We start from the raw sequence: 26,944 nt of genomic DNA on the forward strand, positions 1-26,944 counted from the left end.
ACTTGGAGTACATTTGCAACCTGCAATTGAGTTGATGTGGTGAATGAAAATCTCAGGATTTCTATCGCCAGATCATAATTTGTGGCTTTTTCCTCACTGTATAGATCTCATAAATTAAATTTATACGAAGATGAATATAGAATTCGCAAGTATGTCAAAATGAGCCAATAGTTGCGGATATAATAGTTTTTTTCCGAACGTACAGCTATTTAATAAATCAACCCTAATCAAATATATATGGGTGGGGCTAGTCTTGGAGCAGATTTTCTTTCAACATATGAGGAAGGAATAAAAAGAGAGTGGGTTATAGGAAACGGGCTTGGAGGATATGCTTCCTCCACAGTTATAGGGGCAGGAACAAGGACTTACCACGGACTGCTTGTAGCAGCTCCGGAGAATTCTCCGGGGAGGCTTCTGGTGCTTTCTTCCCTTGATGAGGAAATCTCTGTCAATGAAGAGATTTATAAACTCGCGGTCCATAAATATCCGGAAGTTATTTCTCCTGCGGGCTTCAATTACCTTTCCGAATTCGTTCGTAACCCGTTTCCTCACTGGGTTTACCAACCCGGTGATTTTATCATAAAGAAAAAAGTTTTCATGGTTCATAACAGTAACACAACCTTTGTTCTCTATGAAATTACATCCCGAAAAGAGGGGGCTTTGCTAAGAATTTTCCCTTTGGTAAGCTCAAGAGACTTTAATCTCACTGCTCGCTCTGCGTACATTTCCTTTTTCCAGAAAGCTGGCCAGGCGGGAGTGGAACTGGCAAGCTCCAACGGTTTTACTTTCTCACTTTCATCCAATCTCCAGTATCACCCTGAGCCCGTGTGGCACTATAACCTGGAGTATGACACTGAGAGGCAAAGAGGACTTAACTTCCAGGAAGATATCTTTAATCCAGGTTACTTTGAAAGTGAACTCAAACCGGGCACTTCCCGTTTTTTTATTGCTGCTTCAACAGGAGATGTTTCTTCCCTTACTCTCGAGCAGGTTGATAAGCTCTATATAAGGGAAGCAAACCGCCAGAATCTTCTTGCTCTCGATTCAAAGCTTACCGAGCCTTTTGCTCTTAAGCTTCTCAGGGCGACTGACGCTTTTGTAGTGAAAAACCGTTCTACAGGTGAAAACACAGTGATTGCAGGATATCACTGGTACTCTGACTGGGGAAGAGATGCAATGATCTCTCTGCCTGGTCTGTTTTTAATTCCTTACCGTTTCGAGGAGGCAAGGTCCGCTCTCAACAATTTTGCCAGGTACTGCCGGAGGGGCTTAATCCCCAATACTTTCCCGGCTTTCGGAGGAGATCCGGTTTACAATACAGTGGATGCTTCCCTCTGGTTTATTCATGCCCTGGACCGCTATTTTGCATATACACAGGACTTCCTTTTCCTTTCGGATATCTGGGATACCGTAAGCGACATTATAGACAATTATTGTCATGGAACAGATTTTGGAATCGGCATGGACTCTGATTATCTAATCCAACAGGGCCCTCAGCTAACCTGGATGGACGCTAAGATCGGGGAATGGGCAGTGACCCCAAGAGCGGGTAAGGCCTGTGAGGTAAATGCTCTCTGGTATAACGCCCTGAAAACCGCATCTTATCTGGGTACTCTTCTGGGCGAAGATATTTCCTCATATGAGGCTCTTGCAAGTGGGGTAGCTTCGAATTTTGAGGGTGCTTTCTGGAACCCGGAAACTGACTGCCTCTTTGACCTCATATACCGGGATGAGACAGGAAACCAGATTAAAGATCCTGCAATCCGCCCTAACCAGATCTTTGCCGTATCTCTCCCTTATACCATGCTTTCTCCAGAAAAAGAAAAAGCGATTGTAGATAGGGTTGAAAAAGATCTTCTTACCCCCTTCGGGCTCAAAAGCCTCTCGAATGACCACCCTCTATATAAAGGTCAGTATCGCGGAGACGCCATGAACAGGGATACAGCCTATCACAACGGGACAGTCTGGCCCTGGCTTCTAGGAGCCTATGTGAAAGCTTACCTGAAAATCCATGGTAATTCAAACAGCAGTCTTGAATATATGCGAGCCCTTCTCGAGGGCTTTGATTCACATCTTGATACCGCAGGCATAGGCACCATTTCGGAGGTGTTTGATGGCGACTACCCTCACTCTCCCGGCGGTACTATTGCCCAGGCATGGAACGTTGCGGAAATTCTCAGGGCATACGTAGAGGATGTACTTGGAATCAAGCCCTGAAAAAGTAATTGTGTGTAAATTGTAAATAATTGTGTGTAAACTGTAAATTACACATATGGCCTTTGAAACGGATTCAATGAGAGAATAATCTTATCTACAAGGAGATGAGGGAATAATTTATCTGGAAGGGATGAGGGAAACACAGTTTGGAAGGGGGTAAGGGAGTAATATGACCTGGAAAAACCATGGAGAACTGTTTGTGAGATATAAAAGAAATCCTATACTTACCATGGGAGATTGGCCATATAAGGCTAATTCGGTATTTAACCCTGCAGCTGCGATAGTTGATGGTAAAACTCTGTTACTGGTGCGAGTTGAAGATCACAGAGGCTTTTCTCATCTTACGGTCGCCAGGAGTAATAATGGAATCGATGGCTGGGAAATTGACAGCGAACCGACATTTACTCCAGACCCTGTAAACTATCCTGAAGAGATATATGGCATTGAAGACCCGCGTATAACTTACATAGATGAGCTGGAAAAGTGGGCTGTAGCATATACGGCTTTTTCGGATTCGGGTCCCTTACCAGCTCTTGCTCTTACAGAGGATTTCCGTAAGTTTGACAGAGTAGGGCCTGCCCTGCCTCCTGATAACAAAGATGCTGCTATCTTCCCTGCAAGATTTAATGGCAAATGGGCACTGATACACAGGCCTGCGCCTACTGTCCACAGTAAGAAGGCAAATATCTGGATATCCTTTTCTACAGATATGAAATCATGGGGATGGCACGAGGTCCTTCTGTATGCCCGGGAGGGAGGATGGTGGGATGCCCACAAGATAGGTTTATCCCCGCAGCCGATCCGTACACCTGAGGGCTGGCTAATTATGTATCACGGAGTACGCCAGACAACGCCTAAAATAAGTTACCGGCTCGGGCTTGCTCTTCTTGATCTCAAAGATCCCACGAAAGTGCTCCGCAGGTCAGAAGGATGGGTTTTCGGACCTCACGAGACGTATGAACGCAGCGGCGACGTTAATGATGTTGTTTTCCCCTGTGGCTGGGTCGTGGTGAACGATGAAATTCGAATCTATTACGGAGGCGCGGATACATCCGTATCCCTGGCTAGCGCAAAAATGGACGATATAATGCGGTATATCCGTGAGTGCCCTGAGGAACAGTGTCCTGATGAATACTGTAGATTTTTTGAGGGGCACAGGGGAAGACCTGCTGATCCAAAAAAGGGGTAAGTATAAAGCCTGATTGGGGTTATTTAGTGAAAATCGCAAACAAGAGAATAACACTCAAGGATACCACGAAGTAGTAAGCTTTCTAGCTAAGATAGCCAGGAAAACTGAGAAAAAAGATCTCATACTACCACAAGAAGTTAAAAATAAAAAGATTTCGATGATTTATGCGAGACATATCTCTTATCTATTTCAATAAAGAGATAAGTTTATTAACCGTAGACAGTTATTGGGACTGAACTTACTTATAGATAACAGCCACCTCTGAGATGATATCAATGGATCCACTTGAAAAAATTTTTGGAAAAACCGCACAGATGACAGTCCTTAAGAACCTGATCGAACAACAAAGTGAACCAACTTACCTGTCAGGAATAGCTGAAGCAACCGGCTTGTCTCACTCCAGCGTATCAAGGGTTATCACACCCCTGGTCGAGTCAGGCGTTATCCTGGAAAAACCACTCGGAAAACAAATCCGAACTTTCCAGCTAAACACGGAAAGCGAGGCAGCAAATTTAATAGTAGATTTTTACAATAAAATCAACCAGCTGGTAGATTAAACCTGAATAACAAAGTAGATTAAGTCTGAATAATAAGAATCATGGGAAGTTTCAACTTCCTAATCTACTTTTTAAAATGTTTGCCTGTATTTGGGATACTTTCGTTTCTAAGCTTTGGCAGAAATACGCACTGCGCCATTCTTCGCAATCATGAACGAAGGCTTGTCCAGATACTTAAGACCTAACTTCAAGCCTTGAGACTAATTTGCTAGAAGGCCTTTTAGGATTGTTATAAATATTCTTATTCTAGCCTTCGGCATTAAATTCGATACATTTCTGGACGACATCCTGGATGAAAGTCCCCAAAATGCTTGAAATGAATAAAATTAAAGAAAATAATAGAGGAAAAATCCTCCATAAATACAGACTTCAAACCGGAGTTTATAAGATCTCATAAAAATCGTGGTACAGCTATGGATATTATGTAGGTCTAACAAGAAATTAATTAAGTTCCAAACTCGTTTCGTTCAATTTTGGCGTCACCACATATTGAACTAGCTCACCGATTGATACTTATATGATTTTCACCATATTATACTAAAGAAACCATAATAGGGCGTCTTGTTACAGAGATCCTGTGTTAGACCCCATATAGTGGGAAATTAACTATTTTTGTGCCACACCGATTTATTTAATTGGTTCTATATTTGTCGGTTTTATATTAAAATGCTTGGAATTGTTACCCAACATAATTAATTTTTTGTTAGACCCTAAGTAGATCATGTCGCTTGATGTGGCTTTATACTATAAAGTATAAACTCCGGTCAAAACAAATTACTAAAAACTTTGTCCATAAAAACTTGTCTATAAAAACTTAGTCCACTATCCCGCCCGTATTTGCGGAGTGGACAGAACGCTGGTACCTGGCAAGGTAACCTGTGATTTCTGTTTTCGGAGGCACAAATTCAGCTTTTCGCTGCTTAAGTTCTTTTTCAGAAATCTTAAGGTTCAGGGCTCTTTCAGGAATATTGATTTCGATCATATCACCATCTTTTACAAGAGCAATTGGCCCTCCTTCACTGGCTTCAGGAGAAACATGTCCTATGCACGGCCCTCGAGTCCCTCCGGAGAAGCGTCCATCAGTGATCAGGGCTACCGATTCTAGAAGTCCCATACCTCCAAGTGCGGCTGTAGCTGCAAGCATTTCCCTCATTCCGGGGCCGCCTTTTGGACCTTCATATCTTACAATTACAATGTCTCCAGGTTTCACATCACCTGCAAGAATACTTTGCATAGCGTCTTCTTCGCCGTCATAAACCCTGGCAGGACCTGTATGAACATGCATCCCCGGATCAACTGCAGCCTGTTTTACAACCGAGCCATCAGGTGCAAGGCTGCCTTTTAAGACTGCAATTCCTCCCTGGGCATGAATTGGGTTTTCAAGAGTTGCAATAATCTCTTTATTGAGCTTCGGGTTGACAAGATCCAGCTCGTCCAGGTTTTCTCCGATAGTGTTTCCATTAACAGTAAGCTGATCCAGATGGAGTTTAGGAGAAAGTCTCTGCATAATTGCCTGAACTCCGCCTGCTCTGTCAAAGTGCAACATAAAATTAGGGCCGCCAGGTCTGAGGGAAATAAGATGGGGAGTTGTCCTGCTCAGTTCGTCAAAGGCTTCAAGGGGAAGTTTTAGTCCGAACTCATGGGCAAGAGCGGGAAGGTGGAGAGTACTGTTCGTGCTTCCTCCGATTGCCATATCCACAGTTATGGCATTCTCAAAGGATCTTTGAGTAACAATCTGTCTTGGAGTGATGTTCTCCCTGACCATTTCCACAATTCGTTCTCCTGATTCCTTGGCAATGCGCGTCTTTTTTGCATCCACCGCATGGGCAGTTGCACATCCGGGAAGGCTCAGCCCGAGAGCTTCGGTCATGCATGCCATGGTATTTGCAGTAAACATTCCTGCACAGGACCCTGCTCCTGCACAGGAAAAGTTTTCAAGCCTTTTAAGGTCGTCATCTGAAATTTTACCTGCGCTATGAGCTCCCACCCCTTCAGAAACTGAAATCAAATCCCTGTAATCGTCATCAACATATCCGGGAAGCATTGGCCCTCCGGTCACAACGATAGCAGGGATATCAAGCCTTCCTGCTGCCATAAGGTGTCCTGGCACGATCTTGTCACAGGTGGGGATAAGGACCATACCGTCAAACTGGTGGGCTCTGACCATCAGTTCGATTGTGTCTTCAATAATTTCCCTGCTAGGAAGAGAGTATTTCATACCTTCATGTCCCATTGCGATCCCATCGCAAACTCCTACAGTATTAAATTCAAAAGGAACCCCTCCAGCATTCCTGATTCCAGCCTTTACAGCCTCAGCAAGTTTATTCAGGTGCATGTGGCCAGGAATTATATCGTTCCAGGAATTGACGACTGCAATGAATGGTCTCTTCATTTCCGAATCTGTGACGCCAGTCGCTTTCAGGAGTGAACGGTTGGGAGCTCGTTCCGGTCCCTTTTTGATGATATCGCTTCTCATGTTAAATCTCCATAGGATTTCATTGTGAGAGTTAAAAGTTATGACATATACGACTTACGCATTTGAGACTAAGTCAGAGAGATTAAACACATTCTCGATAGAACAGAATCTCCAAATATTGAGGGGATTTTGTACAGATCATCTATTCTGTCCAATAAGGAAAGAAGTTTATAACCGCAGGTAGTTATTGTAACTGAGAACCACTTATAGAGAATAGCCACCTCTGAGATGATACCAATGGATTCAATGGAAAAAATATTTGGAAAAACCGCACAGATGACAGTCCTTAAGAACCTGATCGAACAACAAAGTGAACCAACTTACCTTTCAGGAATAGCCGAAGAAACCGGATTGTCTAATTCTAGCGTATCAAGGGTTATCACACCTTTGATCGGTTCAGGCGTTATCCTGGAAAAGCCACTGGGAAAACAAATCCGAACTTTCCAGCTAAACATGGAAAGCGAGGCAGCAAATTTAATAGTAGATTTTTACAACAAAATCAACCAGCTGGTAGATTAAGTCTGAATGACAATGGACTAAATCTGAATAATAGAAAGCCTGGGAAATTGAGTTCAAGATCAGGCAGATTTACTGATCTTTCTTTCCAGGCTTTACATAGATATCGGACTTACGTATTGTAGGTTCAGAATATCTTTTTATTACTTTTTTAATGTTATAATATCATAAAACCTATAATTAGTTTCGAGAATTTTATATTCTGTTGTATCCTGAAATGATTTCGCAGATTCAAAACCATTGGGGAGTTCAATAAATAAAGCGAAATAATTTTGAAACACATAGTGAAATAGCAATCAGAAGTCGAATGTATATATACAAGTAAGCGTGTATATATACAACTTGCGCGTATTATAGTATACAGGACTTACGCACTTGAGGAGCAAAATCAATCACAGTAGCGCTGTGTTTTAAGTTCATATTTAGACTGTTGAGGGTTAACGTTATTGATTTTTCAGTTCAACCACATAAGTCCTAAAACTATAACTAACAACCAAAACAAAGGTAAAGCAAATGGCTTTTAATGACAGAGGAAAACCCTTCAGGGGAAGAGACAGCAATAGCAGAGATTTCGGAGCTCCCAGAGAAATGTACAAGGCAATCTGTTCTGATTGCGGTATTGAGACCGAAGTTCCGTTCAAGCCAACAGAAGGACGGCCGGTTTACTGCAGGGAATGTCTTCCTAAACACAGGACACCCAGAGAAACCCGCAGATACTAAGTGTTATTTGTGTAACTGAGTTTACATCAAAACTTATTTTTCCTTCACTTTTTGGGGCAGAGTTAAGTCTCTGCCTCATGAATTTCTCTCCGAGAGCACGATTCTCTTTGGCAATATCGCGATTTCTACCCAGGAACTTCTTGAGATTTGTGATTTTAAAGAAAAATCAGCACACTTCCTGTCCTTTTCGCTCGCTCAAGCGAACTGATATGTTTTTTATACTGGTGCATCGATCCCAAAATAGACACATAATTTGGAGAAAATTAATCTCTTCTGGACCTTAATTCAAATATTTAGCTTTTGATGTAATTGGGATCGATACCCCAGTATACGTGATAGAGATACTAATTAGATACGAGGAGTTGAAAATGAAAATCGGTAAATCAAAAACAAAGAAAGGGGGGAATTATGCCCCATGTGAAATCTGCGGAGAATACTATAAGCAAGCTGTTTATATGTATATTGGTAGAAAATGGACTAAAATAGGGAAGGGATGCCCTGAATGTCTTAAAAATGAACTACAAAAGTAATTTATCGTATTCGGTTAGCCGATGACAAATACAGAGTAATTAAAAGATCAGCTGGAGCCAGTGCTCCAGATCATTATACTTCAGGTAACTACTCTTACATTAAGAGACTGCAGGTTCGGAATATCTATTTTACTACTTTTTCAACAGTTAGATACCAATATATATCTTTAAAACCATTTTCTTGCAGATGGAATATAACAGATACAATATAGCACTGCTCTGTATTTCTGCCGGTTATTTTTATATCTGGGTGGCATTTGCATTAGCTTTATTTGATAATATAGGCCTTAGCTATGAGCCTGTATTATTTGGTGTATATGCAGCTTTTGTCCTGTTATTCCCGCTTTCGGTTTTCGGATCACTTTTTTTGTTGCCCAGAACCAGAAAAAGTCCGATAAATGGTTTCTGGGCTTCCCTTTTCTTGTTGTTATTCTTATATCGATTTTAAGCCTGTATGCCTCAATAAAGCAGTTGCACGTTCCAGTAGAATTGTTTTTTATTCTTCTCGCGCTTGTAGCACCGGCTTCTACACTATTGATCCAGTCCCTGCCCGAAGAACGGAGAGAATCAGCAAAAAAATATGTTAGAGTAGCTACAGTTGTCAGTATTTATGTAGCCTTAATCGGTTTCATGTACCTTATAGATACTTTTTTACTCGCCGATCATCCCTTAGTCTCTACCATGCTTACGATGTTTCTAATATACGTGGTGTTTGGGCTTCCTTTCATAGGTATATGCCTGGTGCTTCTGGCAAAAGATAACCGAAATGGGTCCGAATCTTCTTCTATTAGTTTATTTGGGAAATTATAGCTAATTTCTGAACCTGAAATCCATCACACAAATTTCAAAAAACAGCCCCAATATTTTTGCACCATTTCCGCCAGCCACTCCGTCTCTGGCTGCCCTCTTACGCCTCTGAGCTTGTTTATTTGTCCAGGTAGCTTATCACTTCATTTGCAGAAAAACCAGGGTCGCTGAGATTACATATAGTAAGAACAAAAATGTGTACAGTATACAAAAACCTGGCTTTAAATACGGTCCTTAAGAACCTGATCTAAAAGCAAAACGAACCAATCTATCTTTCAGGAATAGCTGAAGAAACAGGATTGTCTCACTCCAGCGTATCAAGGGGTATCAGCTCTTTGATCATGTCTTTTTACACAAAATGCGATCTTTACTATAAATTAAAAAATAAATGGATGACGACAGCATGCTGTTTTTAAAAATATTAATACATTCAAAAGTCTATAACGCCCAGCAGGTTCTATCCCGAGACCTTGATCTGTTCAATGCCCCTTCAAGACAGGACCCAGCTACGCTTCACCTCACCAGGTAATGCGTCTTCGCAAACTTCATAAAACTTGCTGGACACCCCTATCGGAGGCGTAATATTTAAAGCCCTACCCATGATACTATCTGATAACATGGGGGAATGATATTTTTGGGTCGTCGTAATTGACGTAAGTATAGATCCTCGCCAGATATACCGCCCGAGCATTGTTCGATAATCTATTGCCGGAGACGCGCAAGCAATTACCGGTCCGCACTCTGGACGGTCGCGAAGTTCGACTGCTCGTCGCCAGGCGCATCGATGAGATTCTGTGCCGGGAGATCATGCCGTGCTCTCGCTCGCGAAATCATCCAGGTCAGAGATCTGATGTAGCTGTTCAGCCGCGTTTGCATGCGGGAGTTGAAATGATGTATTGAAATCGGGCTTGGATTTCCTCATGTTCGGCTTTATTATCATGCTTATAGGTATTCGCAAACTGATGCCTGAGCTCGAGCTAAGCTGTTTACGTTCAGGAGATACAATTTCAGTACTTCGCTAATTTTGATTTCCTCATTACGGAAGCTTCTCGATACCTTTATATGTAATGAAAAATGCCTCTCTATGTCTTTTTTCACAAATAAGTTCAGAAATAGGTTTAAAATCGAATTAAAGTCAAAGTACTGTATTGATTCTGTATTACAACCTCTCACATCTCATGTAATCCTCAAGATCAATGGTTCACTTACAAGTGAAGACATTATTCGTACTGTTGTGAGTTTGGCAGTCGATAAGAGTTCAGTCCATTCTGTCTCAAAACAGTATTCTGCTGTTGCTTGTGAAACATCTTTACGTTACCATCTTAAGAAACTAAACATGGACGAATTGATCCTATCCAATGAAAAGATTCTTCTTCAAAATCCCCTAAAAACTCTCAAAACAGGTAAGAGCTATGAGTTTGCCATTGATTTAACCAACGATCCTTATTACGGGAAAACAGATTCGTCTAACGAGAAATATGTAATTCGTAGCCAAGCTAAAAAGTCAACAAACTCTTTTTACTCATATATCTCCCTCTACATCACTAACAAGAACGAAAGGTTTACTGTATCTGTTCTTCCTGTAGAAAAGAAAAAACCAATGGTTGAATACCTCTCCTATTTTCTCTATCTCATCAAAAGACTGAATTTTAAAATCAAGGTTCTCTGCCTTGATAGAGAGTTTTATTCTATAGATGTGTTTGAATTTTTGCAAAGTAATGGTGTTCCTCACATAGTTCCTGTTGTCAAGAAAGGAGAGAAGATGAAGCAACTTATGAATGGGAATAAGGCTCGAAGTACACAATATGTCATGAAGAATTCTAAGAAAAAGATTCTTTTAGACATTATCATTGATGTTAAGTATCTGAAAGGAAAGAGAGGTAAAAAGGGATGTGAGAACCTTGGTTTTGTTGTTTTTGGAGTTAAATGGTCTCCAAGAAAGGTCAGTACAGTTTACAGAAGAAGATTTGCTATTGAATCGTCATACAGGATGAGGAATGTGGTTAGACCAAAGACATCATCTAAAAACGCAACTATAAGGTACTTTTATGCATTTGTATCCTTTCTACTAAAAAATATATGGCTATACATTCAGAATAAACATTTTACTATTGTCAAAAGAGGACCTCAGGTCATAGATGAGGATAAGTTCAGATTTGAAGTATTTATACTTATTATTAAGGAATGGATAAGAAGAAAGTTAAGAGTGAGGACAACAGTGTGGTGTTTGAGATAAATGAAGGTAGAGTAAAAGTGGAGGAAAGATTTTAGCGAACTACTGAAATTATAAAAGAGTTGATCTTAAACTGAAAAAAAAGATATAATGCTTGATATAATGCTGTCTTAATTTAGAGATCCCGGAAATACAGCCGGATAAAATTTCAGGTGGGAATAGAAGCATGAGGGATATAGAAGATTTAATCCAGAAAGCTGTGGAACTGCAGAGTAACGGGCTTACTACCGCCCAGATTGCCGATGAACTTAACGTTTCAAGAGAAACGGTTGTCTGGCTTTTAACCCGTTCAAAAAAAGAAGAAACAACTCCCGCTCCAAAAGATATTTCTGTAAACTGGAACAGTATAGGGAAAAGTGCTAAACGTCTCCATGACATCTCGCTTGCACTCTGCGACATGGTGCTTGAGACCCTGGAAAAGACAAACACCGAGGTAGACGTGGTTGTTGGCATTGCCGCCAATGGTATTCCCCTGGCAAGCATGATAGCATATGAACTGGGTGCAGATTTAGCTATTTATCATCGTAAAGGTCAGGATATCGTTAAGGCAGGCCACCGAGGGACCATAAGCCGAAATTTCGGATCAGTTGCCGGTAAAAACTGCGTTATCGTGGATGACGTTATTACCACAGGTTCAACCAGTATGGAAGTGATTGAACAGCTAAGAGAAATGGATGCAAAACCAAGAGTTGTAGTGGTACTTGTCGACAAAAAAGGTGTAGATACGATATATAATGTTCCGATTCAGTCTCTTGTAAGAATTGCACGTTTGGACTGAAAATATCCAGGACTCGTTACGAAATAACTCAGGCAACATAATTATTTTGGAACAAAATCGATGGAGATGCTCGCGAAAATAGTTAAGCATAGTGAAAAAATGGACCTAAGTTATTTAGCATTAGGTCCTCAGAAGGTCAACCTATGCCTAAAATTGATCTTCCAGCAGGCAAGACTAAAGCGAGGTCTATACGCCGGATATCCAAAAAATACCTATCCTTATCCCAAGCATAGCCCTGGCTTTTTAGATTAGCTTTTAAGTCTGTGCGTGGTTGGTTTGTAAAGTATACGCCTTCGGGATAGATGTGCAAAAATAGCTTTTGATGTGATAGATACGTCTAATTACTAGCCGGGCGGAATAATGAAGAACAATATTATTAACCAACAATTAAAAGAAATTGACTCAATGAAATTTATTCAATGAACCTTAATAAAGAAAGCTGTTGAGGTTGTTTTGCTTGGACTGAATAGTTACTCTGCTTTTTATATTGTCATCAAAAGGTTTCCAAATCAAGAAGTCCTATGGCTTTTTTACCTCACGAACTCCGATGCTATTATATGTCTTCCCGAAAAATAGTGTAATTGATGATTTTATATGGGTACTATTAATTTTAAAAAAATAATGATTGCAACCGATGGCTCAGACTGCTCCAAACTAGCTGTTGACAAAGGGATAGAGCTCGCTCAATTAAGCGGAGGGACGGTTTATGTGGTCTATGTGGTATCAACAGCCTACTTATCTATGGACGGGGATTACTTTATGGGTATGAATCCTTATTGGGAGTCGATACAGGAGGCATGGAAAATACAAGGGCAGCAGGCTGTAAATTATGTAAAAGATTTAGGAGAGATGAAAGGGATCAATGTGGAATCTGTCCTGCTTGAAGGCAATCCCTCAGACGAACTTATCCGGTATGCAGAAAAAAACGAGATCGATATCATTGTTATGGGCACTCTCGGAAAGACAGGACTGGACAGGTTGCTTCTTGGCAGCGTTGCAGGAAACGTGGTCCGTCACTCGAAGGCTCCTGTTATGGTTGTAAGGGATGAGTGTAATTAGGTAAAGAGTCAAATATCTAGCCATAAATTAACCAAAGATTAGTCCAAGTACTCAAGATCCAGTTTTAAGCCTTTTGACGAGGTTGTAAGAAGGTCTTTTGGATTACTAAATGGTTTATTGAGAGTATTTTGTGAAAACCCTGCTACTCAATAAACAGAATAAGTTTATTAATCGTAGGCAATTATTGGAATTGAAAAATCACTTCTTTTGTCATCAGTTAACGAATTTTATGCACAACTTCGAATACCATGTATAGCGATTTTCCAACAGAATTAGTTGATATGTTGCATAAAAAATAACATTTTTTGATGTTTTGCACCTTAACCGAATCCAAATGAAAATCACTTATAGAGAATGCCACCTCTGAGATGATATCAATGGACTCAATGGAAAAAAATATTTGGAAAAACCGGCACATGATTGATTGGGTCTATTAAGAATATTAAGAGCCAAGAGTATTAAGAGCCTATCCAAAAGTAGACAAATTGTATGTAGGGTAACGTGTATCAATAACAACATGAAAAATCAGACATAACTACGTGATATCTGATGAATTTCGGAAAAAAAATAGAAACTTTACTACACTATCGAAGCATTGATATTCAGGGTAACGAGATTTTTCTGATAGGCTTTAATCAAGCTTCATCTCTCATCATCGAGAATACTGTCACATCATCTCTGTTCTTATCATAGAATATGATTTCATCATATTTATGGTCGCTCGATTCATTGAGTTCGACACCTACGGAAATTGCACCGTTTCTATCTTCAGTAAACCAACCTGTAAAATCATTGTCCACTAATTTTTCTAGCTCTTCTAAAATTGCTATATCATTTCCCCACTCTAACTTTGTGAACTTAAGAAGTTCTTCGAAAATCTTTGTATTTCGATAAACACCGTCATCGCCCAATTTAAAATCTGCCATAATGTCACCCTCTGATATATAGTAGTAATTTCTATAAAGCCCTATGCTAAGAAGGTTTTTATTAAAGATTTTCTCTCAAGTATCTCTATGATTCACAGACTATATGTAAAATACTGATCTGAGAAAGTGGGCACTGCGCGAGCAGATATAAAAAATCTCTATGATTCACAGACTATATGTAAAATACTGATAGCAAGCGTAAGATGAATATTCAGCTTAATATCATAACACGGTAATAACTTACATATTCCTGGCTCTTGATATCCCCATGTATGAAAACCGCAAGCGAAAAATTGATGAGGTTTTTTGGAGCATTTAATACATGGATGTAAAGGAATATCAGTCTGGATATTATTGCAAACAGAGTTTTTTAAAATTCATAATTGCCGATGCCGGCCTTTCCATGCCAAATCAAATATTCACAAGTTTAGATGTTGAAAAGATAACTGGAATTCATCGCAAAAAAGTCGGTAATGCCCTTTGGCACTATAAGAAGGTCGATGTCCCTTACTTCAGGCGACTCATGAAGAAAGCACCTAATGGACTGATCAGATGGCAGGTTATATTTTCACTTGGGTTTCTGGTAAAACAGATGACTATTATCCTCAATAAATTAAGTTGCTCTGCCGTGCTGGCAGAAGTGATTATTCGGATCTGCATTTTTGAGATCATACTCTTTCCAGACATCACATGAATCACAAATGCATTGTCTGTCAAAGTTAAGGTCCTTACATCGGAACCTATCTTCCGAGCAATACATCCCCGGGATATACTCCGGATTCGGGACGTCCCCTGCGGGCATATATTCCATTGCCTCTCTTGAACTTTTAATTTTATCCTGTGCGCACGGACTGTCAGCCTGGACCGGACATTGTGGGCATTTACATCTACTAATGTTTTCCCCTAGGTAAGGAACTATAAAATCCGTACATTTTTCAGGAGTTCTGTTTCTGTCTCCAGGTGTTATAGAGCCCTTTTCTTCGGTTGATGTACCTTTTCCCATATTGTAGTCCCCAAAATTGATACTCCAATTAACAATCTCTTTTTATAATTTGTTTATAATAATAAAAATCTTTGCGTAATTATCAATCTGGGCAGTCAAAGAGCCCTTAAAAGAACTCAACTAAACAATTGTTTTCAATTTATTCTAGAAAGCGGAGATTCTTCCTCTTCATTCATATTCCCCAGATATTTGCAGGCATTTTACAGGCAGTTCACCAAGGAAAGAAACCTAAAAGGCTTCTTATAATTTCCAGAGAGCCTCTATAGGGTTAAAAATAGCTTCCTTGCCTTCTTATCCCGGGTCGACAGATGAGTTTTAAGCAAGAGCGTATTTAAAATATTAAAAAATCATGCAATGTTTTAATTCACAGCTAATTAATAAATATAATGTTAAGGAAAAATTACTCAATTTTCCTTATATGACATCTTTTTCTTTTATCCCGAAAATCAGTTTCCGTCTAATTTTGTCAGCAGAAGTAACCATAGATCAAAATAGGTAATTGTGATTTCTGGAGAAATTGTAAGGGGGAAGTATTTGTATCAGGAAGGGTACAGGGGGTGAGTTTTCGAAGGTTTGCAAGAAATGCTGCCGGTCGCTTTGGAGTTGACTGCAGCCCCATAAACTCCAGGGTTTTCATAATCGAAACACCAAACCGACAAACACTTAAAACGTAAATTTAATCCACGATGTCTACTGTGCTTGAATTTATACCTCAAGTGTGTAAGTCCTATTAAAAGCGGCCTCTCTAAAAGTCTCAATCATTTTCAAAGTAGATTCGAATAAATATATCCGTTAAGATAAGTTTTAATTCTAATTTCGATTTCCGGAAATTAAAATATAATAATACAACCTTCTTACCATTACCTCAAGGGGAGATGGTAGTTAGGGAACCCGATTTGTCGAAGCAAGATGCAATATCCGGATATTGCAATTTTGACCGAAAAAAAAGCAGGCTAATTTTTATTTTGATTGCGCTTTTCATAGTATTATGGTCGATCTTTTTTAGTTTTTATACTCCTGAACAGATAGTCACAATGCTGAGTGTACAGAATGTTTATATTTTTGTCTTTTTACTTGCAATTATCGTTGGTGTATCCGTATTTACTACCACTTTGTTCTATACGTCCCTGGTTGCAATATCCTTTGGCGGAGTTAACCTGGTCTGGGTTTCTTTACTTGCAAGCGTTGGTCTTCTTTCCGGGGATCTGGTAGTTTATTATTTCTCTAAAACAGGCAGCCAGTGCGTTCCGGAAAAATATGAAGGCATTATTGTTCGCTTGATAAAATGGACTAAAAAGTACAGTGATAACAAAATTATTTTGCTAATTTTCTTCTATTCTCTCACGCCACTCCCAAGCGATGCAATTTCAATTTTTCTTGGAGTAACATCTTTCCCGATTCGAAAAATGGTCCTCCCATTAGTTCTTGGTAAATTTATACTGATATTCGTTTTCCTGGAGCTTGTAATGCTTGGATACAGCTTTTTCTGATCGGAAGATAGGTAAATTATATTATTGAGCAGAGAAAGTAATAACATAATGGTTAACATATTGGGTGGAAGGGAAACAGGGAGAGGGCCTCTACAACTGGATATAGGTGTAGTTCTATCAGGCCTTGGAGGGAACTCCAATCAAGAAAGGAATCAATTCAACGGGCTCTTTTCCTTTTTTGGCATCGATTTTGGGCTTTATATTGGACCATCATATAATCCGTTTCGGACTATAGGGCCCAGTATCGGCATTGGTCTGGTAATAGGGTCCAATGGTTTTCTGGCTTTAAAATTAGGTATTCATTTCAGGAGAGCATTTGGTTTAGCTATGCTGTTTCCTATAGTTCCTATTTATGGTGTTACCGGAGCGAGCTTTTTAGCTGCTTTGCCTGTTTCAGAAGGCGCTAAAGCTGCAGCAACTGTCCCATTACTGTTAGTGCCGGCAGCTTTTGTATACCAGGAAAATATCAAAGAATTACGTACGCGTGGATCAGAAATTGCAAGGAAGTTGAGATGGTATATTTCAGGAAAATAAGTACTTTATTACATCAATTCTGAATATTGAAATATTCTAAATATTGAAATATTCTAAATATTGAAATATTCTAAATATTGAAATATTCTAAATATTGAAATATTCTAAATATTGAGATAATGCCCATGAACCTTTTTTTCTAGCGTTATCTTAGAAATTCTCTCATTTTTCCAGCCACTAACCTCTTTAGCGGCTTCCTGGTATCACCAATCCGGCGAAAGATATATTCCTGTGGTTGTAGAATGAATCTCACTGAGTTTATGCAAATCGAGCAGATAGTTCCTATGGCGAACAGTTGCTTTAATCACACCTGAGATTATTATAAATTTCAACACGAAAGGAGGACGCACCTTGAAAATTGCAGTTGTAGAAAACGATAACTGGCAAACTAGTTCAATATTCGAACCAGGGTCCATTACAACATATGAAGACGGCGAGGAATGGAAAGTCCTGAACCGTTTTGAAAATAAAGTTTGCAACGCAAAGGGCATGGCTGCCGTACGCATAGCTGTAGCGGATACAATAAAACAGCTTGATGATGTAAAAGTAATTGTTGCAAGTGAAATCCCCGGGATAGCTTCCGGCATTTTTCAAGCAGCAGGCTTTGATATATTCATTGTGGAAAATAGCGTGCTAGATGTTCTTGATTCGGTCAAAAAAGAAATGCTTGAGGCAATTGAGGAACGGCAGAAAGAACCCGCCAAATTCGATATCATACAATTTCTGGAACCCGGTGCGAATAAAGGTGATTTTTCTCTTAATATGGAGAAAATCCTTTCAAAGAATTCGGAGTTGACTTCAAAGAAAATTCTGATCCCCTATCTGAAAAACGGAGAATTCAACAGGTTGGACGTTATTTGCAGTCATACTCCAAAGTGGTTTGTCACAGATTTAGGCACCCTGGGGTTTGAATATGAAACTGTGAATGAATCGCTGAATAGGAAGACCGTTAGAATAGTGCGTATGCAAACTTTTTAAGACTTGTTGGATGCGGAATTAGTGGAATACCATCAGAAGTATAGTATTTAAAGCCCCAATCATAATATTACCTGTAACCTGGAGATGATATTTTGAGGCTCCCTTAATTGGTATGAGTCAAGACCCTTGTCTGTATAGGGCTTAAGCTTAATTTAAGGATATATTGGGGACGTGCAGGCAATTATCGATCCACTTTTTGGGTGCGAGCAATTCAACCATCTTGGGCCGAGCAAGTCGATAATATTTTGTGTCAGGAGTCTTTGAGTCTGGAGTCAAAATAAGCTGTGGCAATCACTTGAAAACATCCAGTTCAAAGCTCTGATGGGCTAGGGAGTCTTTGCGTGGGGTAATTGAGATAATATTGAGGTAGGCAGGGAGCTCTGATTTATCCGTCTTCAGCTTTATATTACACTTATCTATACCGTCCTGAGTTGATGCTGAGCTCGATGTAAATTGTTTACACCAGGAGGCGCATTTTGGAAGATAATTCAGGGATATTGGATCGAGAGGAGATTATAGATAGCCCGGTGAAAGGTCAATCGTCTAAACCGGCTACCCGACGGAATACCTGGCTAAAAGTTTTAATATCCGCAACAGTTTTCTATATTCTCTTACTGGTGGCGTTGATGCTGACGGGCAATCCCAACCTGTTTCCCAGCCTGGTGATGGTCGGCAACTTTACGGTCCCTGTTGCCTACGTAGCATTCTTATACGAGCGCAGGTACTTTAGTCGCCTGAAAATGCCGACTGTTTCCCTGGCTTTCCTGTACGGTGGGCTAGTAAGTATTATCGCCACTTCTTTTCTGGGACCATTATTTAACATTCGGTTTGATCTTGGTGAGGCTCTAGCAGTAGGGCTCATTGAAGAATTTGCTAAAATCCTGGGTGTGCTGGTGATCGCACGTCGCAGACAGTATGTCTCGGAAATGGATGGGCTGATCCTGGGCGCGGCGGTGGGGATGGGGTTTGCGGCCCTGGAAAGCACCGGTTATGCCTTTACTGCCTTCCTGATAAGTTCGGGGAGCATTTCGGTAGCAGTGGAAGTGACCTTGCTTCGCGGTCTGCTTTCCCCATTGGGACATGGGACCTGGACAGCAATTTTAGCCAGTGTACTGTTCCGTGAAAGCGAAAAATGCTGCTTCCGAATTAACCTGCGAGTGATTGGCGCATACCTGCTTGTTTCCATTCTGCACGCAATGTGGAACGGGTTGTCCCCGGTTCTCACTCCCGTGATTGGTCTGGGATTAAGTGTGATCACCTCCTGGAGTGTAGTTGGTTTTATTGGACTGTATGTACTCTGGATGCGCTGGCGAGAAGCGGGCAGGTCACAAGCTGTTTTGCCACCAGAGACCGAGGCCAAATAAATTTGAAAGGGGAATGCGGGAGATTCCACACTAAGAATATATGGGCATCAAAAGTAAATTTTACAATGTAGATGAGCTTCAGGATAAAGTAAAGAGTATCGATACACACTACAGCCAGAAGCAAGATTGCCTTAGCTAGAAAAGCCAGGCGATTTTTTTTATCTGCATAATTATTTATTCAATTTAAAAACTAGACCAAATCCAGACGATTACAACTAAATAATTAAAATAATGTTACTTAAAATAATGTTGAGAATAAATTTCTCTATTTTGCTTATAGCGATCTCTTTCATTTATCCTGAAAACCAGTTTCCGTCTACTTTTACTTCCCGAGGTAACCATAAATATATATCGTTCTTATTCAAAATAGCCAATTGTGACCTCTGGAGAAACTGTGCGGGCGGAAATATTTGTGTCAGGAAGGGTACAGGGCGTGGGTTTTCGAAGGTTTGCAAGAAATGCTGCCGATCGCTTTGGAGTGGACTGCAATCCCATAAACCTCAGGGACGGAAGGGTTTTTGTTCTAGCTGAAGGCAGGCGGGAAGCCCTAGAACTCCTGATAAACGAGCTTCGGAAAGGGCCGACTTTTGCACACGTGGAACACGTTGATGTAACTTTTGAAGAGGCCCTGGGAAACGTGTACGAGCTTTCTTGAGATAGGCTTCGTAACCTTTTATTTTCCTTGAAATAAGTTTCATAGCCTTTTATTTTCCTTGAGATAAGTTTCGTAACCTTTTATTTTTACCTTATTTTATAAGATATTTTTTACCCTGTTTAATCAGGTATTTTTTGCCCTGCTATTTTTGCCCTGTTTAATCAAGTTGCTTTCTAAGGCATATCTCATGTTTTTTGGAATTTACCGTGTGTTCAGGAATTTGATCTTCCTCGGGATTTCCCGCGGGTTCGCGTTCATAGGGCTCGGCTTTCACAAGGACATAGGTATATTGTCCAAAGGCTTTTTTCAGGTTATGTTCCACGTGAATTGAAATTCGGTTTGCTTCCCCGATATCGAGAGCATTGTCAACTTTAATGCGGATGTCCACGGCAATATTATTTCCTATTCTCCGGGTCTTGAGATTTGAGAGGGCTTTTACTCCTTCGGTTTTCCGGATAATCTGCCTGATCTCGCCTTCGGTCTCTTCATCAAGGGAGGCTTCTATGAGTTCGTTCAGGCTGTTGCGGAAAATTTTCAGGGCAACTTTAAGGATGATAAAACTCAGGAAGACCGCCATAAGGGGGTCGAGCACAACCCATTTTCCCCCCAGGAAGATTGCAGCTCCTATTCCGGCCAGGGTGCATAGCGAGGAAAAAGCATCAGAGCGGTGGTGCCAGGCATTCGCAGTTAGAGCCATACTGTTAATTTTCCGGGCCTGCAGGATTGTATAGTGATACATGAATTCTTTTGAGATTACGGAAAGCAGGGCTGCATAAAGAGCAATAACGGCAGGCTGCTCAAGGGTTCCACCTTCCACGAACAGCAGGGTTTTCCTGAGCCCGTAAAGCAAAATCTGTCCTGCTACCACCAAAAGTATGAGTCCTACAAGGCTTGCAGAGAGGGTCTCAATTTTTCCGTGCCCGTAATTGTGGCTTTCATCCACCGGCTTTCTTGCGATTTTAAAGCCAAAGATCACCACAATATCAGTCAGAAAATCCGAAAGAGAGTGGACAGCATCTGCAACCATTGCCGCACTATTGCCCAGAATGCCTGCAAATAATTTAAAAATAGTCAGCCCGAGGTTCACGAAGAGCCCGACGCCTGTAACCCGGACAGCCTGCTCAAACCTTTCTTCATATTCCATTTTTTGGTCACTTCCATTAAAGAGAATCAAATTCTCTGATCTTCTTTCTGCTCTGTGGCAGTGGATACGCTAGAAACTCAGACACATTAAATCCATTTAAAGTTCAGATCAAGCAGTTTCAGGTTAAACAGTTTAAGATGGGCTCAATGGGATCAATGAAATGAGCTCTATGGGATAATGAAATGAGCTCAATGGGATGGGATCAATAAAATAAACTCAATGAGATGAGCTTAATGGACATATAATAAATATATCTCTATAATCTATATTAAATATTTCTTTATATAGTAAAGCTATCGAATTCATTTATGTTAATCTTCAGTTATTTTGATTATTTTTATTATTTCATCAACTTTTTCTCTTTTCTGGCAGTCTATGAAAACCTGTTTGAGAAATCTGTTGATGTTATTCGGGGTAAATATGAATAGTATCACTTTTATGAGATCATCCTTTTATTTTCAGTAGATTACCCCGCCAGCTTGCTCGGGGTGTGTCACTGCAACTTGATTCATTACAGCAACTCATGCGCCGCTCACGCCCGCTTGCTTATATGAAATATAAACAAATGATAGGTAAAAACAGGTAATAGGTAAAAACAAAAACATTAACTACGCAGGGCTTCCTTCCCATAATATCAATTAGGTAGCCGGATGTGCCCCATTTTTCAGAACAGATTTTCAAAATTTCTGCAGCTTTTTCCTCGCTCTGCAGCTTTTTAAGAGCCCGGAGTGTTTCTTCATTCTTTTTTCAGGACCCTCATAATGATAAAAAATCCTGCAAGGTTTATTGCCCCTATCAGGGAATATCCTATCAGGTGCTTTGAGTTACTGCCAAAAACTGGGTTTCCTTCTCCGAAAATACCTGCAGAACTGGTTTCTTCTTTTGCTCCCGCCAGGGAGGATTCGCTTTTCTTTATTTCGGTTTCTTTATTTCCGAACTCGATCACCGAGTCGGTTTTTAGAAAAATCTCTTTTTCCTTTTCTTCAAGGCTATTTCCGGAATCAAGAACAGCCCTGACAGTATAGGAATTCTCCGACTCAAGTCCGAGGAAAAGGAACTGGTCATCGTTTTCCGGGGATGAGATCACCTTTCCGTCCTTCCTAAGTTCTACGGACCCTTTTTCCGGAAGCTTGACTTTCAGGTTTACGTGACCTGTAAGCAGGATCTGCTCTCCCTGTGCAAACCTGGGCCTGTCCGGGATATTAAGGATTCCAAGAAGGGTTGGAGCAAAATCCTCCTGCCCGAAATCTCCTCTGACAACCCCGCTCTCAACGTCCTGAGCATATACAATAAGGGGAACCAGCTGCGCTTCATCCGAAACCGAGTATTTTTCGGACTGATGACCTCCTTTAGAACCATCTGCCGAAAAAGCCATCCCATGGTCTGCGGTCAGGACAAAAGCAAGGTCATTTTTTTCACATAATTTATAGAGGGGCAAAAGTTCGGAATCGAGGCTTTCGATGCAGTCTATATACCCGTAGTTGTCCCTGTAGTGCCCGCTCATATCAATCGCCCCTACGTTGACAGTTAAGAGGTATTTTTGTCCAGGCATGTTTTTTGCCATATAGTTCACGACAGCACAGGCGGCCTCAATTCCCCACCTGTTATACCCGTTATACCTCTCCCTTGTCTCTTTAGAGGTAACATATCCCGGAGCCCTGTCAGCCTCCTTTTCCATCAGCTGCAAAAGCCCGGAAGGCACTTGAGAACCCAGGGAATGATCATATTGCTCAAGCATTATCTCCATATTCTTTATAGAGTTGTTCTTATCTCTCAGGACAGCATCCTGTTCAGCGCAGATTGACCAGGAATCTCCTTTTTCCATTACCGCAATGCAGAGGTAGTCCGCTTGATGTAAAACATCAAAAATACTTGCGTCTTTAAAACTGACAAACTCACTGTCTGCGCCCGGGTTCCCGGTAACAAGGACTGAATGCCCTCCTTCGGTAAATGTCTGAGGAACACGAAACTCGATAATCCGTGCGCTGTTTTTTCCAATTTCCGGAATATTCTCAAGCCTGGCTTTTTCAAGGGGTGCACCGTCAAGTGCATGCGGCGTAAGCTCGGGATAGATAAAAGGTGCGCTTAAGCCATCAACGATCAACACGACTACCCCTGCCGGCGTGTCGACAGGGTTTACCTCGACTTCGGTAAGTGCAGAGGCAGGAGCTGGAAAAGCTGCAGAAAAGATCAGCAATGCTGCTGTAAGTAAAACCATAATTGAAAAGGGATTGAAATTTCGTGTTCCGGATATCATTGTAAATTATTTTACACATCTCCTCTATAAAGAATTTATCTTCTCAAAAAGGTTTGCTCGTAAAGTTCGCTTCCTGATCCATGTTCGCTGCTGATCAATTTTGCGAAACTGAGGATGCATAAATATGAGACTGTAGTAAAATATTTCAATCTAAATTTTTCTCGTATCCGGATTTCAGGTTACCTTTTTAAAGGTTTATTTTTAAAGGTTCACTATTCCAGAAAGAGTAAATGTATAACATTTGCCGCACATATCAGTAATATTCTGAAAAATATTCTGAAAAACCCTATCCATAATCCTAAAAACAGGAAGAATTCCTATGAAGATGAGCCCACGATGTACCTACTGCCTGCTTTCCCGAGTACATTTTCAGTCAAAGCTTTCTACTGACGATGAAGATCTGATAAGCAAGACTCTCCATGAGTGCCTTGGAGTCATGAACAAACATTATAGCCCGGAGGCGGTGTCAGCATCTGTAGCCACTAAAATTCACAGGAAGTGCTATGAAGTCCTGGAAGACAATGATCCGTATAAGGTTACAAAAAAGTTAATCAACCAGGCTGCATTAAAAGTCCTGCCCGCAGCAAAAGAAAAAATTTACGAAAATTCTCCTGATGACGGGGAACTCTTCAGGCGGGCAGTGCTGGCATCGGTTATTGCCAATTATTTTGATTTCGGGATTATGGGTTTTGATGCAAGCGAGGATAAATTTGAAGCTGCTTTTCTGAAATTTTTCGAGCACGGGCTTGACGTTGATGACACCCCGAAAATGATGGAACTTCTTCAGGACGTTGTCTATATTGCTGACAATTGTGGAGAAATTCTTTTTGATATGATCGTTTTTGACGTGATTAAAAAGCTCGGTGGAAAAATTACCCTGGTTGTGCGTGGAGGTCCCATCCTTACAGACGTAACTCTGGAAGAAGTAGCAGAGTTTCAAATCGACAAAAAAGTTGATAAGGTAATGACTACAGGCTCAAATGCAGTGGGCATCCTTGTAGAGGAAGCTCCTCCCGAATTACTCAAAGCCATGAAAGACGCCACTTTAATAATCAGCAAGGGCATGGCAAATTACGAGACTCTCTCAGAACATAACTTCGGGCCGATTGCTTATATGCTTCTTACAAAGTGCGAGTGTGTGGCTGAAGACCTAGGGCTTGAACAGGGCCTGTCGGTTGCAAGACTGATGAACTTCCCCTGAAGTTAGTGCCTGCCGGATTTTTTCGGCATCTATTTATTGATCGGGGTAACTAAATAATAACCTGTAGACAATGAAAAAAAATCAAATTGGATATGTCTGAATACTGTACGTGGATAATAAAAACCGATATATTATGTGATGAATAAACTAATAAAGAAGATAATTTATTAAATAAATAAATAAATAAATAAATAAATAAATAAATAAATTAAATCAGATTAAGGGAGAAGATGGAAAATGTGTGAAATCAACGTTATTCTGCTTCGTGGAGATACGCGTGAGAGAGTTATGGATTCCGTAGCAAAGATCCTTGTTGAAGGCAACTCAATCCAGCTTACAGGAATTCTCGGAGACAAAATGACAGTTGGAGGCTCACTAAAAGAGGTTAATTTTTCACGTGGAGAAGCCCTTATTCTTGCAGATTGAACCTTTTCTATTTTTACCTCTTTTCCCTTGTTTCGATTTTTCTTGATTTTTTCCTAGTTTTTTCCTGTTTTCTCTCTTGTTTTTCCCTTTTTTCCCTCTTTTTCCCTTTTTTTTCCTATTTTTTCCTGATCTTTTCCTGGTTCCGAGTTTTTTTCCTTTTTTTTGGTCCTTTTTACTCGGATTCTTTGTAACCCTGCCTTATGTGCCAGTCGATTCAGGTAATAGAAGTATTTTCCTCTTTACCTTTTCAATTTTTCTCCTGAAAGCAGTTTTTTCTTTCAAGATTTTCAGTTACACTGAGTGATGATACGCAGGTTTAGAGCCCTGACCTCCGGAAAACAGTCTGGAAGCTCCGAAAACCCCGAATCTCTCTTCTACTTTCTTTGATCAATAATAGCTCCCCGGGAAAAGCATTTATCTGTTCCTAGTCTATAACCTCAATGTGATCTAAGATATCACACTCAGGAGTAAAATAAAACATCCAAAAATTCCTATCATTAAATAATATCTTAGGTCGAAAATCGGGCAGTTTGCAGTGTCTTTTAAATCATACGTACATTATAAATTCATGAAACACTTTAAATTTATACCTAAACTTTGAGTTTGCGTATTCACTGCCCGGAAATCGCAAGTCAGGAAAAACCAAATTTTCAGCTGCTCAGGCTATTGTTTAACTATAATTTAAACTGAATTTAAACTAAATCCTGATTGGGTAAAAGAGAATTAAACAGGACAGGATCACAAATGGTTAAAGCAAAGATTGCAGTAAACGGTTACGGAACTATAGGGAAAAGAGTTGCAGACGCCGTACAGGCTCAGGACGATATGGAAGTCATAGGGGTTTCCAAAACGAAGCCTAACTATGAAGCTGCAGTAGCTCACCAGAAAGGGTATGACATATATGCCCCTGCTGAGAATGCCGGAGCCTTTGAGAAGGCAGGCATGCCGATAGCCGGAACCATTGAAGAAATGGTAGAGAAAGCTGAACTGGTAGTTGACTGTACACCTGGAGGGGTAGGGGAAGCAAACAAACCAATGTATGAAAAAGCCGGGGTAAAAGCTATCTGGCAGGGAGGAGAGAGTCACCCGCTTGCAGGTTTCTCCTTTAATGCAGCCAGCAATTATGAAGGGGCTCTTGGCCGTGACCTGGTAAGAGTTGTCTCCTGCAATACAACAGGGCTCTGCAGGGTTATCTTCCCGATAGACAGGGAGTTAGGGGTAAAAAAGGTGAGAGTAACCCTTGCAAGGAGAGCTGTAGACCCCAATGATGTTAAGAAGGGGCCTATTAATGCAATCGTTCCTGACCCGATAAAGCTACCGTCCCACCACGGGCCTGACATTAAGAGCGTACTGCCCCATATCAACATCACAACCGCAGCCATGAAAATTCCGACAACTCTCATGCATCTGCATACCGTAAATATGGAAGTCAATACTGACTGCACTGCCGAGGACATCAAAAAGATCTTCAGTTCCCAGTCAAGAATCCGTTTCGTGGGGCAGGGTATCGGTTCAACAGCCGAGATCATTGAATTTGCCAGGGATATGGGACGCCCAAGAAATGATATGTGGGAGAACTGCATCTGGCCTGAGTCCATTACCGTGCATGAAAAGGAGTTCTACTTCTTCCAGGCAATCCACCAGGAATCAATCGTTGTTCCGGAAAATGTGGATGCTATCCGCGCAATGATGGAGCTTGAAAGCGACGGCGCAAAATCAATCCAGAAAACAAACAAAGCCCTTGGGTTCTAAGTCTCTTCCAGAGCTCTGTTTCCAGGTCTCGGGGTTCTCTGATGAACTTTCTGACGAGCTGCCTGAGTCCTGATTTTTGATACCTCTGTTTCCCTAACCCGAAAAAACGGGTTAGGGGAGCAGGAATCCCGA

General features: G+C 40.7%; 24 protein-coding genes and 1 pseudogene. 20 read left to right on the forward strand and 5 right to left on the reverse strand.

The window, feature by feature from the left end:
* Positions 1 to 237 precede the first annotated feature (237 nt).
* From ACZ5A8_RS10395 to ACZ5A8_RS10405, 3 genes are all read left to right on the forward strand, one after another.
* Complete coding sequence (locus ACZ5A8_RS10395) at positions 238 to 2,217, forward strand: amylo-alpha-1,6-glucosidase (protein WP_464533791.1); 1,980 nt, start codon at positions 238 to 240, stop codon at positions 2,215 to 2,217.
* A gap of 169 nt (positions 2,218 to 2,386) precedes the next feature.
* Positions 2,387 to 3,406, forward strand: a complete 1,020-nt coding sequence (locus ACZ5A8_RS10400) for a glycoside hydrolase family 130 protein (protein ID WP_464533792.1) — start codon at positions 2,387 to 2,389, stop codon at positions 3,404 to 3,406.
* 275 nt (positions 3,407 to 3,681) lie between these two features.
* Positions 3,682 to 3,963, forward strand: coding sequence for a MarR family transcriptional regulator (locus tag ACZ5A8_RS10405; protein ID WP_464533794.1), 282 nt, complete (start codon positions 3,682 to 3,684; stop codon positions 3,961 to 3,963).
* An 814-nt stretch (positions 3,964 to 4,777) separates the two neighbouring features.
* On the opposite strand, the gene ilvD is transcribed toward ACZ5A8_RS10405, so the two are convergent.
* Positions 4,778 to 6,439, reverse strand: a complete 1,662-nt coding sequence (ilvD, locus tag ACZ5A8_RS10410) for a dihydroxy-acid dehydratase (protein ID WP_464533796.1) — start codon at positions 6,437 to 6,439, stop codon at positions 4,778 to 4,780.
* A 237-nt stretch (positions 6,440 to 6,676) separates the two neighbouring features.
* Between ilvD and ACZ5A8_RS10415 the strand changes: the two genes are divergently transcribed.
* The 8 genes and pseudogenes from ACZ5A8_RS10415 to ACZ5A8_RS10450 all read left to right on the forward strand — a co-directional run bounded on the left by ACZ5A8_RS10415 (position 6,677) and on the right by ACZ5A8_RS10450 (position 13,082).
* Positions 6,677 to 6,958, forward strand: a complete 282-nt coding sequence (locus tag ACZ5A8_RS10415; protein ID WP_464533797.1) for a MarR family transcriptional regulator — start codon at positions 6,677 to 6,679, stop codon at positions 6,956 to 6,958.
* Positions 6,959 to 7,468: 510 nt separating this feature from the next.
* Positions 7,469 to 7,675 carry a CxxC-x17-CxxC domain-containing protein gene (locus ACZ5A8_RS10420; RefSeq protein WP_464533799.1) on the forward strand — a complete coding sequence of 69 codons (207 nt, stop codon included), beginning with the start codon at positions 7,469 to 7,471 and terminating at the stop codon, positions 7,673 to 7,675.
* A 368-nt stretch (positions 7,676 to 8,043) separates the two neighbouring features.
* Positions 8,044 to 8,205, forward strand: a complete 162-nt coding sequence (locus tag ACZ5A8_RS10425) for a hypothetical protein (RefSeq protein ID WP_461650320.1) — start codon at positions 8,044 to 8,046, stop codon at positions 8,203 to 8,205.
* A 489-nt stretch (positions 8,206 to 8,694) separates the two neighbouring features.
* The gene (locus ACZ5A8_RS10430; RefSeq protein WP_464533800.1) at positions 8,695 to 9,015 is read left to right on the forward strand and encodes a hypothetical protein; all 321 of its coding nucleotides are present in this window, start codon (positions 8,695 to 8,697) and stop codon (positions 9,013 to 9,015) included.
* 191 nt (positions 9,016 to 9,206) lie between these two features.
* A pseudogene (locus ACZ5A8_RS10435) lies at positions 9,207 to 9,359 on the forward strand (MarR family transcriptional regulator); the annotation flags it as partial.
* 737 nt (positions 9,360 to 10,096) lie between these two features.
* A complete protein-coding gene (locus ACZ5A8_RS10440) occupies positions 10,097 to 11,248 on the forward strand; it encodes an ISH3 family transposase (protein WP_464533802.1) in 1,152 nt (383 codons plus the stop codon).
* Positions 11,249 to 11,411: 163 nt separating this feature from the next.
* Positions 11,412 to 12,023 (forward strand): orotate phosphoribosyltransferase-like protein, encoded by a 612-nt coding sequence (locus ACZ5A8_RS10445; RefSeq protein ID WP_464533804.1) that lies wholly within the window; start codon positions 11,412 to 11,414, stop codon positions 12,021 to 12,023.
* A gap of 594 nt (positions 12,024 to 12,617) precedes the next feature.
* Entirely contained in the window at positions 12,618 to 13,082 is a 465-nt protein-coding gene (locus ACZ5A8_RS10450; protein ID WP_464533805.1) for a universal stress protein, read from the forward strand.
* Between the two features lie 635 nt (positions 13,083 to 13,717).
* On the opposite strand, the gene ACZ5A8_RS10455 is transcribed toward ACZ5A8_RS10450, so the two are convergent.
* Positions 13,718 to 14,008, reverse strand: a complete 291-nt coding sequence (locus ACZ5A8_RS10455) for a hypothetical protein (RefSeq protein ID WP_229392462.1) — start codon at positions 14,006 to 14,008, stop codon at positions 13,718 to 13,720.
* Positions 14,009 to 14,621: 613 nt separating this feature from the next.
* Positions 14,622 to 15,011, reverse strand: a complete 390-nt coding sequence (locus ACZ5A8_RS10460) for a DUF2769 domain-containing protein (protein ID WP_464533807.1) — start codon at positions 15,009 to 15,011, stop codon at positions 14,622 to 14,624.
* 557 nt (positions 15,012 to 15,568) lie between these two features.
* Here ACZ5A8_RS10460 and ACZ5A8_RS10465 point away from each other — a divergent pair.
* The 6 genes from ACZ5A8_RS10465 to ACZ5A8_RS10490 all read left to right on the forward strand — a co-directional run bounded on the left by ACZ5A8_RS10465 (position 15,569) and on the right by ACZ5A8_RS10490 (position 20,032).
* Positions 15,569 to 15,685 (forward strand): hypothetical protein, encoded by a 117-nt coding sequence (locus ACZ5A8_RS10465; RefSeq protein WP_464533808.1) that lies wholly within the window; start codon positions 15,569 to 15,571, stop codon positions 15,683 to 15,685.
* Positions 15,686 to 15,886: 201 nt separating this feature from the next.
* Positions 15,887 to 16,501: a VTT domain-containing protein gene (locus ACZ5A8_RS10470; protein WP_464533810.1), complete on the forward strand. Its 615-nt coding sequence runs from the start codon at positions 15,887 to 15,889 to the stop codon at positions 16,499 to 16,501.
* Between the two features lie 48 nt (positions 16,502 to 16,549).
* Positions 16,550 to 17,035, forward strand: a complete 486-nt coding sequence (locus ACZ5A8_RS10475; RefSeq protein ID WP_464533811.1) for a hypothetical protein — start codon at positions 16,550 to 16,552, stop codon at positions 17,033 to 17,035.
* A 351-nt stretch (positions 17,036 to 17,386) separates the two neighbouring features.
* Positions 17,387 to 18,013: a Fe-only nitrogenase accessory protein AnfO gene (anfO, locus tag ACZ5A8_RS10480; protein ID WP_464533813.1), complete on the forward strand. Its 627-nt coding sequence runs from the start codon at positions 17,387 to 17,389 to the stop codon at positions 18,011 to 18,013.
* 476 nt (positions 18,014 to 18,489) lie between these two features.
* On the forward strand, positions 18,490 to 19,377 hold the full coding sequence (locus ACZ5A8_RS10485; RefSeq protein ID WP_464533814.1) for a PrsW family intramembrane metalloprotease: 888 nt from the start codon (positions 18,490 to 18,492) through the stop codon (positions 19,375 to 19,377).
* Positions 19,378 to 19,753: 376 nt separating this feature from the next.
* Positions 19,754 to 20,032, forward strand: coding sequence for an acylphosphatase (locus ACZ5A8_RS10490; RefSeq protein WP_464533816.1), 279 nt, complete (start codon positions 19,754 to 19,756; stop codon positions 20,030 to 20,032).
* 157 nt (positions 20,033 to 20,189) lie between these two features.
* On the opposite strand, the gene ACZ5A8_RS10495 is transcribed toward ACZ5A8_RS10490, so the two are convergent.
* On the reverse strand, positions 20,190 to 21,176 hold the full coding sequence (locus ACZ5A8_RS10495) for a cation diffusion facilitator family transporter (RefSeq protein ID WP_464533817.1): 987 nt from the start codon (positions 21,174 to 21,176) through the stop codon (positions 20,190 to 20,192).
* Positions 21,177 to 21,912: 736 nt separating this feature from the next.
* A complete protein-coding gene (locus ACZ5A8_RS10500) occupies positions 21,913 to 23,394 on the reverse strand; it encodes an alkaline phosphatase family protein (protein WP_464533819.1) in 1,482 nt (493 codons plus the stop codon).
* Positions 23,395 to 23,752: 358 nt separating this feature from the next.
* Here ACZ5A8_RS10500 and ACZ5A8_RS10505 point away from each other — a divergent pair, with 358 nt between their 5' ends.
* The 3 genes from ACZ5A8_RS10505 to ACZ5A8_RS10515 all read left to right on the forward strand — a co-directional run bounded on the left by ACZ5A8_RS10505 (position 23,753) and on the right by ACZ5A8_RS10515 (position 26,812).
* Positions 23,753 to 24,634 (forward strand): damage-control phosphatase ARMT1 family protein, encoded by an 882-nt coding sequence (locus ACZ5A8_RS10505; RefSeq protein WP_464533820.1) that lies wholly within the window; start codon positions 23,753 to 23,755, stop codon positions 24,632 to 24,634.
* 237 nt (positions 24,635 to 24,871) lie between these two features.
* Complete coding sequence (locus ACZ5A8_RS10510) at positions 24,872 to 25,060, forward strand: CooT family nickel-binding protein (RefSeq protein WP_229389087.1); 189 nt, start codon at positions 24,872 to 24,874, stop codon at positions 25,058 to 25,060.
* 744 nt (positions 25,061 to 25,804) lie between these two features.
* The gene (locus ACZ5A8_RS10515) at positions 25,805 to 26,812 is read left to right on the forward strand and encodes a type II glyceraldehyde-3-phosphate dehydrogenase (RefSeq protein ID WP_322225615.1); all 1,008 of its coding nucleotides are present in this window, start codon (positions 25,805 to 25,807) and stop codon (positions 26,810 to 26,812) included.
* Positions 26,813 to 26,944: the final 132 nt, after the last annotated feature.

Source organism: Methanosarcina subterranea, assembly GCF_055385895.1.